Here is a 13,427-nt window from a genome sequence, read left to right as displayed (position 1 = left end):
CCGTCTCGACCGCTCCCCCGCACCGAGTCCCAGCTGGTGGAGGCGCACGATACCAGTGTTCTGACAGCCCCTCAATCGTCTCGGCTCACCCGTTCGCGAGACGTGATCACCATGTCTCCGACACTCGCCTCCACCCTCCAGTCCAGGCCGACGGCCCGCTGGAAGGCGTCCGCGTCACCGACGGACAGGATGCGGCTCCGCAGCCCCATGGCCCGCGCCACCAGCGCCACCGTCTGCTGGAGCGCGCCCACGTCCTTCAGGATGTTGCTGTAGGCCGTACCGCTGAACTTGTACGCGGCGCGCGGAAAACGGGCGGAGACGGCGACCCGCACGGACTCCGTCCCGGCCGGCTCCGTGTCCTCGCCCCGCGCCGCGTCCACCAGGTCGGCCGCGGCACCGGGCTCGCCGGGCATCCGGTCCAGACAGTGGCCGAGCGGGTCGTAGTGGTACGCGCCCGCCGGCAGACAGGACGCCTCCTCGCCGGCCAGGACGTACACCTCCAGCGCGTAACTGTCGTCGACACTGGGGTACGGGCGCTCGCTCGTCGGGTAGTCGGCCGGATCGAAGCCGGCCGGCGGCAGCAGGGCGCGGATCCGGGCCGCCCGGAACAGCAGCGCGCCGAGCCGGTCGAGCGTCAGCTCGCCGTCCTCGGTGACCGGCCGGGTGCCGGGCTCCAGCACCGCGGTGAGGGGCGGGTCGGTGTCCGCCAGCCGGTCGAGGTCGGGCCGGGCGAGCGCGATCCGCGGAGCGGGGCGGTCCGGGCCCGCCGGGGCCGGCGGCTTGACCACCGGCGGCGGGGGCATCCGGCCGGCCTGGGCGAAGGCGGCTCCGCGCGGCCGGCCGAAGCGCTCCCGCCGGCTGCCGGAGTGCACCAGCAACTCGTCCGGGGACCAGCCCGTCAGCGCCGGATCGCGGTCCTCCGCGAAGGAGGGCTCGGCGAGCCGGTCCGCGACCACCAGGACCCCGGCGGCGACCAGATACGCCCGGACCGCCTCCACCACGGGCGGGTGGGGGGCGTCGACGTCGTCCGCCGTGCCGTCGATACGGCCCAGCATCCCCATGACGCCGGGGTGGTGCAGGTCGACCTTGTGGTCGACGATCGAGGACTCGATGCACAGGCCGCCCTGGGCGTACCGGATCACGGCGAAACGCGAGAGCCTGCAGATCCGGCCCAGCAGCGGCTTCAGCCCGGTGAACCGGGCCCGTCCCGAGACCGGGACCACCGAGAGCAGCGGCACCGCGCCGATGGCCAGGGTGCGCACGATCAGGTGCTGGAGCGGCCGGAGTTCCTCCAGCAGCCCCTCGGCGCCGCCGGGCGCGACGGACGGCGAGGCCAGGATGTTGCGGATGGCCACCGGCCCGAGCAGCATCCGGCGCAGGGCCTCGCGCAGGCCGGCGCTCGGCTCCTTGATCCGGAGGTCCGCCCAGGGCGTCTCCAGCAGGATGGGGTCCTCGGGACCGGTGCCCAGATCGACAACGATGTCCTGCCGAAGGGACCAGAGGTTGACCAATTGGGGGGAGAGACTGTCAAGGTGCACGGTTGATCCAAGGAGTGGGGGGATGATCACAGCAACGGTCGGGGAACGGGTCACAGGAACAGCGGGACCGGGTTGAGGTCCTCGTAGCGGGTCGGTTCGGTCAGGTCTCCCGTGCGCACCGGAACGTCGTAGAGACGGCCGGGGGCGAACCGGGCCCAGTGGGGGCGCAGCCCGGGCACGATGACGCGGGCCACCGGCAGCCCGACGTCGGGACGGGTCTGGTCGAGCACGAGCAGTTCCAGTCCGGCCCGGTGGACGATCCGCTCCGCCAGGGCGACGTCCTCACGCAGATCGGCCCGCGCCTGGTACGGATGGGTGTCCGGGGCCGTCGCGGGACGGTCCGGATCGGGCAGCAGATACGGGAGTTCGGCGGCCCGGGCGGTGCGCATCCAGCGCAGCACCTCGGCATCACCGGTGCCGTAGCCCGTGCCGTCGGCACTCGCCTCCACGACGTACGGGAGCATCTGGTTCAGCTCGGTGAGGGCGCGGTGCAGCGCGATCCGGGGATCGAAGTGCGCGCCGAAGCCGAGGGTGATGTCCTCCTCGGCCTTGTCCGTACGGCGCGAGAGCGCGACGACCGTGGGGATGCCGAGGTCGGCGGTGAGATCGAGAGCCCACACCGCACGGTGGAGGGAGGCGTGCACCGTACGCAGTTCGGCGATCCAGGGATCCTCGAAGGAGTCGAGGTCCACCCCGGGACGGCGCAGCCGGTTGTACCACCACAGGGCTACGGCGTCCCGCTCGACCAGTTCCAGGAACCCCTGGAGCACCGCGTCCTCGAGGCTGGCGCCCGCGGCCACGCCGTTGGAGGTGGCGAGGCAGTACGGACGGCCCGCGAGGCGGGAGGCGCCGAAGTAGAGCAGGGCCGTGGGCAGCAGCCGGCGCCGGTGCCCGGTGAGCGACCACACCGGGGTCCACTCGATCTCGCGGTCCTCGTCGAAGGGTTCGCAGATCTGCTGGAAGGGGCCGTGCTCGCGGTTCCAGCGCCCGCGGTCGGTGAACTGCTCGGCGGCGAAGAGCTGAACGGTGTCGGGGTGGACGGCCTCCGCGCCGAGCGCACGGCAGCTCGCGCGCACCATCGGCTCGTCGCCCTGGAGATGGCCGCAGTGCCGCTCCAGCGCTTCGGCGAGCGCGCTCACCCGCGCCCGCAGCGGGGTGCTGCCCTTGCCCGCGCTGGTGGCGCGCAGTCCGGTGCGCCAGCCGCGCGGGTCGTGGTGGGCCAGGGCCAGGTTGTGCCCGGCGTGGAACACATTGAGGAAGGCCGGGCCGCGCGGGTCGCGGCGGATCTCCCGGACCAGTCCGGTGAGCGGGTCCACGTGGTGGCCGTAGCGCCGGAGCATCTCCTCCGGAGGCAGCGCCCGGTGCCCGCCGCCCTCGCTGTCCGCCTTGGGCCGGGACGTCAGCACCACGGGTGCCTCGACCTGGGCGGCCACCAGACCGGGGTCGCCGCAGTCGTGACACTGCGGACGCCGCCGTACCGGGTGGTGACTGCCCGACAGCACGAGGCCGTTCAGGGTCCACAGTGCCTGCTGGCCCGGGTGCCGGTGCCCGGCCAGCCACTTGACCGCCTCCAGCACCGCCAGATGGAGCCCCGCGAGCAGGCTCGCCGGCACCGCGCAGGGGCGGCGGGGCAGCGGGCCGGAGCGGCCCAGCCCCTGCTGGAGGCGGTGCTCGACCGGGCGGCTGCGCCACAGCCGCTCGGCCAGGCAGGACCAGCACGGGCCGTCCGGCACGCCGAGGAACGGGCCGATCCAGGTCTCGGTGCCGTGGAGCTGGATCGGCAGCCAGCAGCGCCCGGCCTCCCGGTACTCCCGGTCGAGTTCGCCCAGCCGGGGATCGAGGTAGTCGTCGCAGGCCACCAGGACCAGCTGGGCCTCGGCCGCGGGCCCGGAGCGCAGACCGGCCGCCGCGACGGCGGCGCGCAGCGCCTCCGGGCCGACCCCGCCCACCGCCAGGGTGTGCACGGTGGCCGCCGAGCGGACGGCGGCACCGCCGCCGAGACCGACGGCGGCCCAGTACGCGCGCTCCGCGGCGTCGTCGGCCTGCCGTGCGGGCCGTTCGGCCAGCAGGCCGGCTTCGACGAGGCGGTCGAGCAGCCGCAGCGTTCGCTCGACCGGCAGCCGCCCGGACGCCTCCCGGAGGATGGCCTCGCGCGACCTGACCCCGTCCAGCAGTCCCGCGAGGTGGCAGATCTCCTCACCGTGCAACGTGGTGACACGTCGCCCGGACACCAGGTAGACGGCTTCCCCGGGAACTATCTGGACCGTCAGATGTTCCTTGAAGCCCAGGCGGGGCTGCTCCGAAGCCGACCGGATCACCGTCAGGCCCCGGTGCGGTCCGTGGTGGCGGGCGCTGCCTTCTCGGCCCAGCATATGAAGGAGTCGGTCGGCGCGGTCCACGAGGCGGCCGGGTCGTACTCCTCGATGATCAGGTCGTCGCAAACGTGCTCTGCGGCCATGGTTCTCCCCTTCGATCGTCCGTGAACCGCATCGGGCGACGCGGTCGGTGTGACCGTGCGGTGCGCCGTCGTCCTGTTGGTCGGTGCGTTGCGTGGCGTCGGCGTCCGACCAGGAGTCTCGCCGAGAGGGCGAAGGCCGGGGTAGTGCCACGATCACCCGACGGGGTGACGAATTCATGGTCGCCGGATGACGGGTTCAACCGGCCTCACCAGGGGATCGGCGGGCAGCGGCGGTGCTGGCGCGCAGGGGCGCGGGAGCGCGACAGCGGTGACGACGATGCCGTCCGCTGCCGCATCCGTGCGCCGATGTGCGAGCGGGCCGCGGCCCACGGGGTGTGTGCTGCCCCGCGGGCCACGGCCCGGCTTCTGCCACGGGTCGCGGCGGCTCAGGAGGTCTCCGCCGCGGCCTTCCACTCCGCGCCGGCCTCGCTCTTGCCGTGCGCCGCGTTCTTACGGGGCAGCAGGAACGTCAGCAGGAGAGTGAGGACCATGCCGCCGATGAACCAGCGCAAGGAGTGGGCGAAGGTGTCGGCGAACGTGAGCGCGTTGGTGTGCTTGCCCGTGTCGGCGTACACCTGCGCCGCATTCTTGTTGCTGCTCAGCTCGGTGGGGACCTTGGCGCAACTGGGCGCCTGGACCGTCCAGTCCTTCTCCTTGGCCTGGTCGCTGGTGCACTGCACGAAGTAGTCCACGATCCGGTCCGCGCTCTGCCCGGTGACCGACACGGCGGCCAGGTCCTGGCGCAGCTGCGCACTCGCCTCCCGGGCGTTGTCGGACGCGTTGCCGCCCAGGGCGCCGAAGAAGATGACGCTGACCAGGGCCGTGCCGATGGCGAACCCGAGCTGCTGGTTGGTGTTGACCAGGCCCGAGGCCGAGCCCGCGTCCTTCATCGGGGCCTCGCTGGTGGCCATGTCCGGGATCGGGGACATCACCATGCCGAAGCCGAGCCCGAAGAGGGCCAGCGGCAGCGCCATCTGCCAGCTGGTGGCGCCGCTGCCGTAGTGCTGGACCACCCAGATGTAGGAGCCGAGGCCCAGCAGCACCAGCACCGCGCCGAGCTGCAGCAGTTTGCGTCCCATCTTGGCGGCGAGCACGGCGTACGACAGCGCGGAGGTGATGAAGGTGGCGATGCAGAACGGCAGGCTGGTCAGACCGGCGTGGATCGGGCTCCAGCCCAGGCCGACCTGCATGTACAGGCTCCAGGACAGGAAGAACACGCCCACGCCGATGTTGAACGCCAGCTGCACGCCGAGCGCGGAGGAGAAGCTGCGCAGCCGGAACAGGTTGAGCGCGACCAGCGGCGAGCCGTCCTTGCGGGTACGGGCGCGCTGCTGCCGGAGGAAGACGAACAGCGCCACCGGCGTCAGCGCCAGCAGGACGAAGCCCCAGGCCGGCCAGCCCAGCTCGCGCCCCTGGATGAGCGGGAAGACGAGCAGGAACAGGGTGACCGCGGCGAGGATCGCGCCGATGATGTCCAGCCGGAGCGGGACCGGCGCCTTGGACTCCACGATGCTGGTCTGTCCCAGGATCAGACCGAAGAGGCCGACCGGGACGTTGATCAGGAACACCAGCCGCCATTCCAGGCCGAACAGGTTCCACTCGACCAGCAGACCGCCGAGGCTGAGCCCGGTGAGCGCGGCGAGACCGGCCACGGTGCCGAACATGCCGAACGCCTTGGCGCGCTCCTCCGGCGGGAAACTGACGTGGATGATGGCCAGCACCTGCGGCACCATGATCGAGGCGAAGCCGCCCTGGGCCAGCCGGGACACGATCAGCATGTTCGGGTCGACCGACACGGCGGCGGCGAGCGAAGCGAGGGTGAAGCCCGCCACGCCGATCTGGAAGATCCGCTTACGGCCGTAGATGTCGCCGAGCCGACCGCCGAGGATCAGCAGGAGAGCGAAGGCGAGCTGGTAGCCGGCGGTGACCCACTGGATGTCCGCGTAGCCGGCGTCCAGATCGTTTCGGATGGAGGGGATGGCCACGTTCAGGATCGTGCTGTCGAGCATGTCCATGAACGCGGCGACGAGGATCACGGTCAGCGCGATCCAGCGCTTGGGATTGACCTCTCCTCTCTGCTCTCCCGACGAAGTTGCTTCCAGAGCGGTCACGAGCTTCTCCTTCTATGGGGGGTGGTGTGTGCGGCGGGGTCGGCGGGGTCAGAGCAGCACGTAGGGATGCGTGTCGCTCGGGGAGTAGGCGTGCGAGGCCACCTCCACCACCTGGGTGGGGCTGAGCGCCATGTAGCTGTGCACGAGGCGCGGGTGGACGGTGACCAGGTCCCCGGCCACCAGCACGGTGTCGAAGCGCTGGCCGGTGTCGAGGTCGTAGTACGCGGCCCTCAGTTCGCCGGAGATCACGAACATCACCTCGGTCTTGTCGAGGTGGTAGTGGTTGCCGCGGCAGGGTCCGCCCGGCAGGCAGTCCCAGTAGGCGGCGAACCGGTAGGTGTCGCCGTTGGCGAACCTCACGAGATCTCCGGCGGGAGAGGAGAGCCTGCCCGGCCCGTCGCCGGGTATGACGTCACGGAATTTCGCGATGCGCTCGCAGCGCAGTTTGTCGGTGACTGCGGAGTTCATAAGGCCCCTCTCGGATCTCCCAGCTCGGAACAGGGTGCTGTGCAGCGCTGGAAGCGGCCTCGTCCGCCGCTCGAACCTCGGCCACCAGCCGGGCCACCGCCAGGGCCCGTTCCTGGTGCCGCTCGCGAAGCCCGCGCTCGGCGCGCGGCCCGTGCCGGTCGCGCGGACGGTCCGGAACACGCGCGCCGTCCGCGGCACGCGGCTCGTGCCGGACGGCGTGTGAGAACGCGCGGACGGCCGCGAGGTACTGGTCGTCGGGTTGCAGGACCAGGTCCTCGGTGCTGTCCGGCCGCTCCAGGTGGATCACCGGGCGGTGGTCGGCGGGCGGCGCGTAGGCGCGCTCGACCCGGATCCGGCCCGCGCTCCCCCACAGCTCGTACGCCGACCGGTAGGCGTGCTCCATGCCGAACACCACCTGCGCGGTCACCCCGTCCGGTGCGGCCAGCAGGACCGCGCCGCCGGTGTCCACGCCGTGCACGGGGTGCCGGCGCAGCCGCGCCCCGCAGACCGTGAGCGCGGGGCCGAGGAAGGAGCGGGCGGCGAGCAGCGGATGGACGGCGATGTCCAGCAGGGCGCCGCCGCCCAGGTCCGCGTCGTAGCGGATGTCGCCAGGCGGCGGCGCGGGAATGGCGAACTCCCCGGTGAAGCTGCGGAGTTCGCCGATGGCGCCGTCCGCGAGCAGGTCCCGGACGCGCTGGTGCAGGCGGTGGTGGGGGAACATGAAGTTCTCGGCGAGCACCAGGCCGCGCGCGGCGGCCAGCTCGAACAGCCGGCGGGTGGAGCCGGCGTCGCCGGTCAGCGGCTTCTCGCCGAGGACGTGCTTGCCCGCCAGCAGTGCCCGTTCGATCCACGGGGCGTGCAGGGCCACCGGCAGCGGCACATAGACGGCCTCCACCTCCGGGTCGGCGAGCAGGCGGTCGTAACCCGTCACGGCCGCACAGCCGTACCGGTCGGCCACCTCGCGGGCTCGGGCGCCGTCCCGGCTGGCCACGGCCACCACCCGGCTGCCGGGGTCCGCCGCGAAAGCGGGCAGCGTCCGGCGGCGGGCGATGTCCGCGCACCCCAGGACACCGATCCGGACCGGGTCCGAGCCCGACAGGGGGGACACCTTCATCACGGACGCTCGCTCATCCCCAGGACGTCGCGCAGGAAGCGCCCGGTGTGGCCGTCCGGCTGGCCGGCCACCTGCTCGGGGGTCCCCGCGGCGACCAGCGCGCCGCCTCCGTCGCCGCCTTCGGGACCGATGTCGACCACCCAGTCCGCCGTCTTGATCAGGTCGAGGTTGTGCGAGACCGCGAGCACGGTGTGCCCCTTGTCCACCAGGCTGTGCAGCACCGACAGCAGCCGGTCGATGTCGCTGGAGTGCAGTCCGGTGGTCGGCTCGTCCAGCAGGTACAGGGTGTGCGCGCCCGCCCTGCGCTGCAGCTCGTTGGCGAGCTTGACGCGCTGGGCCTCGCCGCCGGAGAGCGTGGTCGCGGACTGGCCCAGGCGCAGATAGCCCAGGCCGACCTCGTCGAGCACGCGCAGCGGGGCCTCGATCACGGACTCTCCCGCGAAGAACTCCAGCGCCTCCTCGATGGGCATCTCCAGCACCTCGGCGATGTTCTTGCCGCGGTACCGGATCTCCAGCGTCTCGGCGTTGTAGCGGGTGCCGTTGCAGGTCTCGCAGTGCAGGAAGACGTCGGGCAGCAGCTGCATCTCGATCTTGATGGAGCCGTCGCCGGTGCAGGTCTCGCAGCGCCCGCCCGCCGAGTTGAAGGAGAACCGGCCCGGCTTGTAGCGGCGCTTCTTGGCCTCCGGGGTCTGGCAGAACACCTTGCGGATGCTGTCGAAGACGCCGGTGTACGTCGCCGGGGTCGACCGGCCCGAACGTCCGATCGGCGCCTGGTCCACCTTGATCACACGGTCGATGTGGTGCAGGCCCTCGATCCGGGTGTGGGCGCCCGGCGCCGGTGCGTCGCCGCCCAGCGCGCTCTCCACCGCCGGGTAGAGGATGTCGTCCACCAGCGTGGACTTGCCGGCGCCTGACACCCCGGTCACCGCGATGAAGGTGCCGAGCGGGAAGGAGACGTCGAACCCGGCGAGGTTGTTCTCCTTCGCGCCGTAGACGGTGATCCGGCGGTCCGGCGCCGGAGGCCGTCGGCTCGCGGGCACCGCGATGCCGCGCGTCCCGCTCGTGTAGCCGCCCGTCGGCGAGTTCACGTCGTCGAGCAGCTGCTCGACCGGGCCGCTGTACAGCAGCTCGCCGCCGTGCTCGCCGGCGGCGGGACCGAGTTCCACCACCCAGTCCGCGGCCTTGATCATCTGGTGGTCGTGCTCGACGATCAGCACCGTGTTGCCCTGGTCGCGCAGGTCCTGGAGGGTGGCCACCAGCTTCTCGATGTCCCTGGGGTGCAGACCGGTGGTCGGCTCGTCCAGGACGTACAGCAGGCCGAACATGTCGGTGCCGAGCAGGCCGGCCAGCCGGATGCGCTGGGACTCGCCGCCGGACAGGGTGCGCGCCGGACGGTCCAGGGCGAGGTACTCCAGCCCCATCCGCGTCAGATGGCCGAGCCGCTGGACGATCTCCTCCAGGGCCTGGCCCACGGCGGCGCGCTCCCGGTCGGACACCTCCAGCTCCTGGAAGAGGCGCAGCGACACGGAGACCGGCAGCGCCGTCACCTCCGCGATGCCGCGCCCGGCCACCCGGACCGCGAGCTGGGCGGGGTTGAGCCTGCCGCCCCCGCACGCGCCGCAGGGGGCCGGCCGCATGTAGTTCTCCAGCTGGCCGAAGTTCTCCCCGCCGGACTTGCGGTACCGCTCGTAGAGCCAGGGCACCACCCCGGTGAACACCACGTCCTTGACCGGGTCGCCCGGCTTGTCGAACTTCCTGGCCCGGACCTTGATGTCGGTGCCGTGCAGCAGCTTGTGCCGCAGCTCCTCGGAGAGTTCCTCCCAGGGCGTGTTCTCGTCCTCGCCCTCCAGCTGCGCCACCGCCCGGGCCTTCATCCGCTCCGGTTCGGTGAACGTGGGCCGCCAGGGCGTGATCGCGCCCTCCACCAGGGAGCGGGTCGGGTCGGCGACCAGGGTCGTGGGGTCCACCTCCAGGCGGGTGCCGACGCCCTGGCAGGCGGTGCACTGGCCGAAGGGAAGATTGAAGGAGAACGCCCCGTTGGTCATCTCGGGCAGCAGGGTGTCGTGGCCCTGCGGGCAGGCGTCCTCGTCCAGCTCGGTCCCGCACACGGTGCAGTGCGGGTGTCCGATCCGCGCGTACACGACCCGCAGCAGGTCGTACACCTCGGTGACCGTGCCCACCGTGGACCGGGGGCTGCGGGAGGCCGAGGAACGCTGGTCGACCGCGACCGCCGAGCACAGGCCGCCGATGTGGTCCACGTCCGGCTTGTCCATCTGGTGCATGAACTGCCGGGCGAAGGTCGACATGCTCTGCAGCTGGCGCCGCTGGCCCTCGGCGTAGATGGTCGCGAAGGCCAGGGAGGACTTGCCCGATCCGGAGACACCGGTGAACACCGTGAGGTTGCGGTGCGGCAGGTCCACGTCGACGCCGCGCAGATTGTGCTCGCGGGCGCCGCGTACCTGAAGCGTCTCCGGCAGCAGGTGCGCGCGGCTGTTCGTGTCGCTCAACAGGGTTCCTTCCTTACCGTCCCGGCCTGGCGCCGGCGAGCTCTTCGATGAGGGGCACCACGGCCGCCGGGGACGGCATGGCAGCCACCTCCGCGCGCAGCGCCTGGGCCTTGACCCGGTACGAGTCGTCCTCCAGCAGGGCCCGGCAGTTCTCCACGACGGCGTCCGGATCGATCGGCTGGTCCACCAGCTGGCGGGCGGAGCCGTACGCGGTGACGCGGCGCGCGCTGTCGTACTGTTCGGCGACGATCGGCTGGGGGACCAGCAGCTGCGGCAGCCCGGCCAGGATCGCCGCCATGGTGGTGCCGCCGCCGCAGTGATGCACCACCAGGTCGCAGGAGGGCAGGACGGAGGCCAGCGGCAGGAACCCGGCGGCCAGCACCGCGTCGGGCAGCGGGCCCAGTTCGGGTACGACGTCGTCGGCGACCGCGACGAGCAGCTCCACGCCGAGCGCGGGCAGCGAGCCGACCAGGTCCCTGAGCACCTGGGCGCCGCCGGCCGCCGGGGCCACCGTGCCCAGCGTGAGCAGCAGGCGGGGGCGCTCGCGCTCCTCGAAGACCCAGGACGGCACGGTGGCCGGGGGGTCGTACTGGACGTAGCGCATCGGGACGCCGTGGCCGCCGGTGCTGGGCAGCAGCGAGGCCGGGCAGGGCTCCAGCGCCAGGTCCGGCTCGGGCAGGGTGCCCAGGCCCAGCTCGGACAGCTCCGGCGTCAGCTCGTCGGCCCCCGACTTGTCCATCTCGCGGAAGTAGCCGAGGCCGACGCCGTGCTCGACCCAGGGAATGCCCTTGACCTGCGCCACGACGCCGGCCGCGTAGGTGTGCGGCTCGGCGAGGATGACGTCGGGCTTCCATTTCTCGGTGACGTCGAGGAGGCCGGGCAGGACACGCGCCGCGAGCCGGCCGAAGCCGCGGCCGGCCTGCTCCAGCATCCGGGGCTCCTCGCGCGCGAAGGCGATGGGGTTTCCCTGCCGGTCGTGGGCCATGACCTCGCGCATGTGCATCGGCCCGTAGGTCGGGATGAAGGGCATCCCGGAGCCGTTGGCCATGGGGGCAAGGCTCTCCGGTGCGGCGACCAGCACGTCGTGACCTGCCGCGCGCAGCGCCCAGGCCAGCGGTACGACCGGACAGTAGAGCCCGTAGCTCGGGCCGGTGCTCACGAGAATCCTCATGCTGACCAGCCAACCGCTTCCCACTCGAGCCGTACTTGAGCCGCCGCCACCAGCGCCGCTCTAGCCGGGTCTCGTAGCTTCGCCGGCCATGGAGATCGAGGAGATGGCCGTGCGGGACGCCTACCGCATCCGGCCGCGAATCCACAGCGACGAGCGGGGTGCGTTCTTCGAGTCCTTCCGGGACGGGGAGTTCACCCGGGTCACCGGCCATGTGTTCCGGCCGGTGCAGACCAACTTCTCCGCCAACCACCGCGGGGTGCTGCGCGGGATGCACGGCGTGAGCCTGCCGCCGGGCCAGGCCAAGTACGTCACCTGTGTCCGCGGCGCCGTGCTGGACGTCGTGCTGGACGTGCGCGTCGGCTCGCCGACCTTCGGGGCGTACGACGTGAATCTGCTGGAGCCCGGCAAGGGCACGGCCGTGTTCCTGCCCGACGGTATGGCGCACGGCTTCGTCTCCCTGACCCACGATTCCTGCGTGAGCTATGTGTTCGACACCCCGTACGTCCCGGGCACCCCCTTCGAGATCAACCCGTTCGACCCGGATCTGGGACTGCCCTGGCCCCTGACGGAGAAACCGGTGGTGGCCGCGAAGGACCTCCGGGCACCGGGCCTGTCCCGGGCCGCCGAACTCGGCATCCTGCCCCGCTACGAGGACTGCCTGGCGCATTACGCCCGGCAGCGCGCTGCTGTGCCTTCTGAATTCGTCGCAGAATTCGCCGGAGAGCTCGCTGGAGAACTCGCCGGAGAAAAGGAGTAGTCATGTCGGTGAACGCCGCAGATTCCACGACCGAGCACTCGACGTTTCCCTACAAGCGCACGTGCCCCTTCTCCATGCCCCGGGAGTACGGGCCCATGATGGAGCAGGGGTCGGTGACCAAAGTCAGTCTCATCACCGGCCTGGAGGTCTGGGCGGTCACCGACTACCACCTGATCCGCCAGCTGCTGACCGACCCGCGGATCAGCTCCTCGCGCAAGCACGAGAACTTCCCCTTCTACTTCGAGGCCCCGCCGGAGTTCCGCACCGAGACCTCCTTCATCGGGTACGACGCTCCCGAGCACACCACCACCCGCCGCAAGGCCGCCGTCACCTTCACCAACCGCCGGGTGCAGCAGCTGCGCGAGAAGATCGCCGAGAACGTGGACCTCCGCCTCGACGCCCTGGAGGCCGCGGGCTCGCCGGCCGACCTGCACGAGATCGTCTCGCTCCCGGTACCGATGACGATGATCTGCGAGCTGCTCGGAGTGCCGTACGAGGACCACGAGTTCTTCGCGCTGCACGGCACCAACCTGCTCGGCGGTCACAGCACCCCCGAGCAGCGTCAGGCCGCGATGGTGGAGGTGGGGCGCTACCTGGAGAAGCTGGTCGGCCTCAAGGAGCGCGAGCCCGGTGACGACCTGCTCAGCCGGGCGATCGTCGCCTACCGCGAGTCCGGCGAGGAGTACACGACGCGCGACCTGGTCAACCTGTGCCGGCTGCTGATGAACGGCGGGCACGAGACCACCGCCAACATGATCTCCCTGTGCACCATGGCCCTGCTGCGCCACCCGGACCAGCTGGAGCAGCTCAAGGCCGACCCGCAGCTGATCGGCCCGGCCATCGAGGAACTCGTCCGCTACATCACCATCGGCGACCTGGCCATCCCCCGGGTCGCCCTGGAGGACATCGAGCTGGGGGGCGTGACCATCAAGAAGGGCGACGGCATCCTGTGCCTGACCCTGCCCGCCAACCGTGACGCCACGGTCTTCGAGCGGCCGGACGAGCTGATCCTGTCCCGCGGCAGCCGGCGCCATCTCGGTTTCGGGCACGGCGCGCACTACTGCATCGGTGCGGACCTGGCCCGGGTCGAGCTGGAGATCGCCATCACCAAGATCTTCGAGCGTTTCCCGGACCTCCGGCTGGCGGTGCCCTTCGAGGACATCCGCACCAAGGAGGGCTCGGTCGTCTACGGTGTGTGGTCGCTGCCGGTCGCGTGGTGAAACGGCTTGAGGGAGGGGGTGCCTGCGCACTCCCTCCCTCAGTTGTGTGCCGTTCGGCTGCCGAGTGCGCGGCGGCCCGGGCC

10 protein-coding genes are annotated in these 13,427 nt (G+C 71.6%); 2 read left to right on the top strand and 8 right to left on the bottom strand.

The features are described from left to right. Positions 1-71 precede the first annotated feature (71 nt). The 8 genes from CCN44_RS00565 to CCN44_RS00535 form a co-directional block, all read right to left on the bottom strand. Positions 72-1,538 carry a SagB family peptide dehydrogenase gene (locus CCN44_RS00565; RefSeq protein ID WP_143649558.1) on the bottom strand — a complete coding sequence of 489 codons (1,467 nt, stop codon included), beginning with the start codon at positions 1,536-1,538 and terminating at the stop codon, positions 72-74. Between the two features lie 50 nt (positions 1,539-1,588). Beyond that, positions 1,589-3,856 carry a TOMM precursor leader peptide-binding protein gene (locus CCN44_RS00560; protein ID WP_244203877.1) on the bottom strand — a complete coding sequence of 756 codons (2,268 nt, stop codon included), beginning with the start codon at positions 3,854-3,856 and terminating at the stop codon, positions 1,589-1,591. Between the two features lie 2 nt (positions 3,857-3,858). Then, positions 3,859-3,996 (bottom strand): hypothetical protein, encoded by a 138-nt coding sequence (locus CCN44_RS44275; RefSeq protein ID WP_158103059.1) that lies wholly within the window; start codon positions 3,994-3,996, stop codon positions 3,859-3,861. Positions 3,997-4,382: 386 nt separating this feature from the next. Further along, on the bottom strand, positions 4,383-6,107 hold the full coding sequence (locus CCN44_RS00555) for an MFS transporter (protein WP_143649556.1): 1,725 nt from the start codon (positions 6,105-6,107) through the stop codon (positions 4,383-4,385). Positions 6,108-6,155: 48 nt separating this feature from the next. Continuing rightward, complete coding sequence (locus CCN44_RS00550; RefSeq protein ID WP_059247737.1) at positions 6,156-6,467, bottom strand: cupin domain-containing protein; 312 nt, start codon at positions 6,465-6,467, stop codon at positions 6,156-6,158. 52 nt (positions 6,468-6,519) lie between these two features. Next, the gene (locus tag CCN44_RS00545; protein WP_063808535.1) at positions 6,520-7,689 is read right to left on the bottom strand and encodes a Gfo/Idh/MocA family protein; all 1,170 of its coding nucleotides are present in this window, start codon (positions 7,687-7,689) and stop codon (positions 6,520-6,522) included. Continuing rightward, the gene (uvrA, locus tag CCN44_RS00540) at positions 7,689-10,166 is read right to left on the bottom strand and encodes an excinuclease ABC subunit UvrA (RefSeq protein ID WP_059254785.1); all 2,478 of its coding nucleotides are present in this window, start codon (positions 10,164-10,166) and stop codon (positions 7,689-7,691) included. Before uvrA ends, CCN44_RS00545 begins: the two co-directional genes overlap by 1 nt. 43 nt (positions 10,167-10,209) lie before the next feature. Further along, a complete protein-coding gene (locus tag CCN44_RS00535) occupies positions 10,210-11,367 on the bottom strand; it encodes a nucleotide disphospho-sugar-binding domain-containing protein (protein ID WP_063808537.1) in 1,158 nt (385 codons plus the stop codon). An 88-nt stretch (positions 11,368-11,455) separates the two neighbouring features. Here CCN44_RS00535 and CCN44_RS00530 point away from each other — a divergent pair, with 88 nt between their 5' ends. Then, the gene (locus CCN44_RS00530) at positions 11,456-12,124 is read left to right on the top strand and encodes a dTDP-4-dehydrorhamnose 3,5-epimerase family protein (protein ID WP_086696573.1); all 669 of its coding nucleotides are present in this window, start codon (positions 11,456-11,458) and stop codon (positions 12,122-12,124) included. Positions 12,125-12,126: 2 nt separating this feature from the next. Further along, positions 12,127-13,344, top strand: a complete 1,218-nt coding sequence (locus CCN44_RS00525; RefSeq protein ID WP_059247740.1) for a cytochrome P450 — start codon at positions 12,127-12,129, stop codon at positions 13,342-13,344. Positions 13,345-13,427 lie beyond the last annotated feature (83 nt).

The organism is Streptomyces tricolor (assembly GCF_002155905.1).
GTDB lineage: Bacteria > Actinomycetota > Actinomycetes > Streptomycetales > Streptomycetaceae > Streptomyces > Streptomyces tricolor.
Note: the sequence above shows the minus strand (reverse complement) of the source record. Positions and strands in the feature narration are given on the sequence as shown.

Coding starts and splice junctions, on each gene's coding strand:
- CCN44_RS44275 (WP_158103059.1), bottom strand. CDS start 3,996: ATGGCCGCAGAGCACGTTTGCGACGACCTGATCATCGAGGAGTACGAC.
- CCN44_RS00545 (WP_063808535.1), bottom strand. CDS start 7,689: ATGAAGGTGTCCCCCCTGTCGGGCTCGGACCCGGTCCGGATCGGTGTC.
- CCN44_RS00535 (WP_063808537.1), bottom strand. CDS start 11,367: ATGAGGATTCTCGTGAGCACCGGCCCGAGCTACGGGCTCTACTGTCCG.
- CCN44_RS00530 (WP_086696573.1), top strand. CDS start 11,456: ATGGAGATCGAGGAGATGGCCGTGCGGGACGCCTACCGCATCCGGCCG.
- CCN44_RS00525 (WP_059247740.1), top strand. CDS start 12,127: ATGTCGGTGAACGCCGCAGATTCCACGACCGAGCACTCGACGTTTCCC.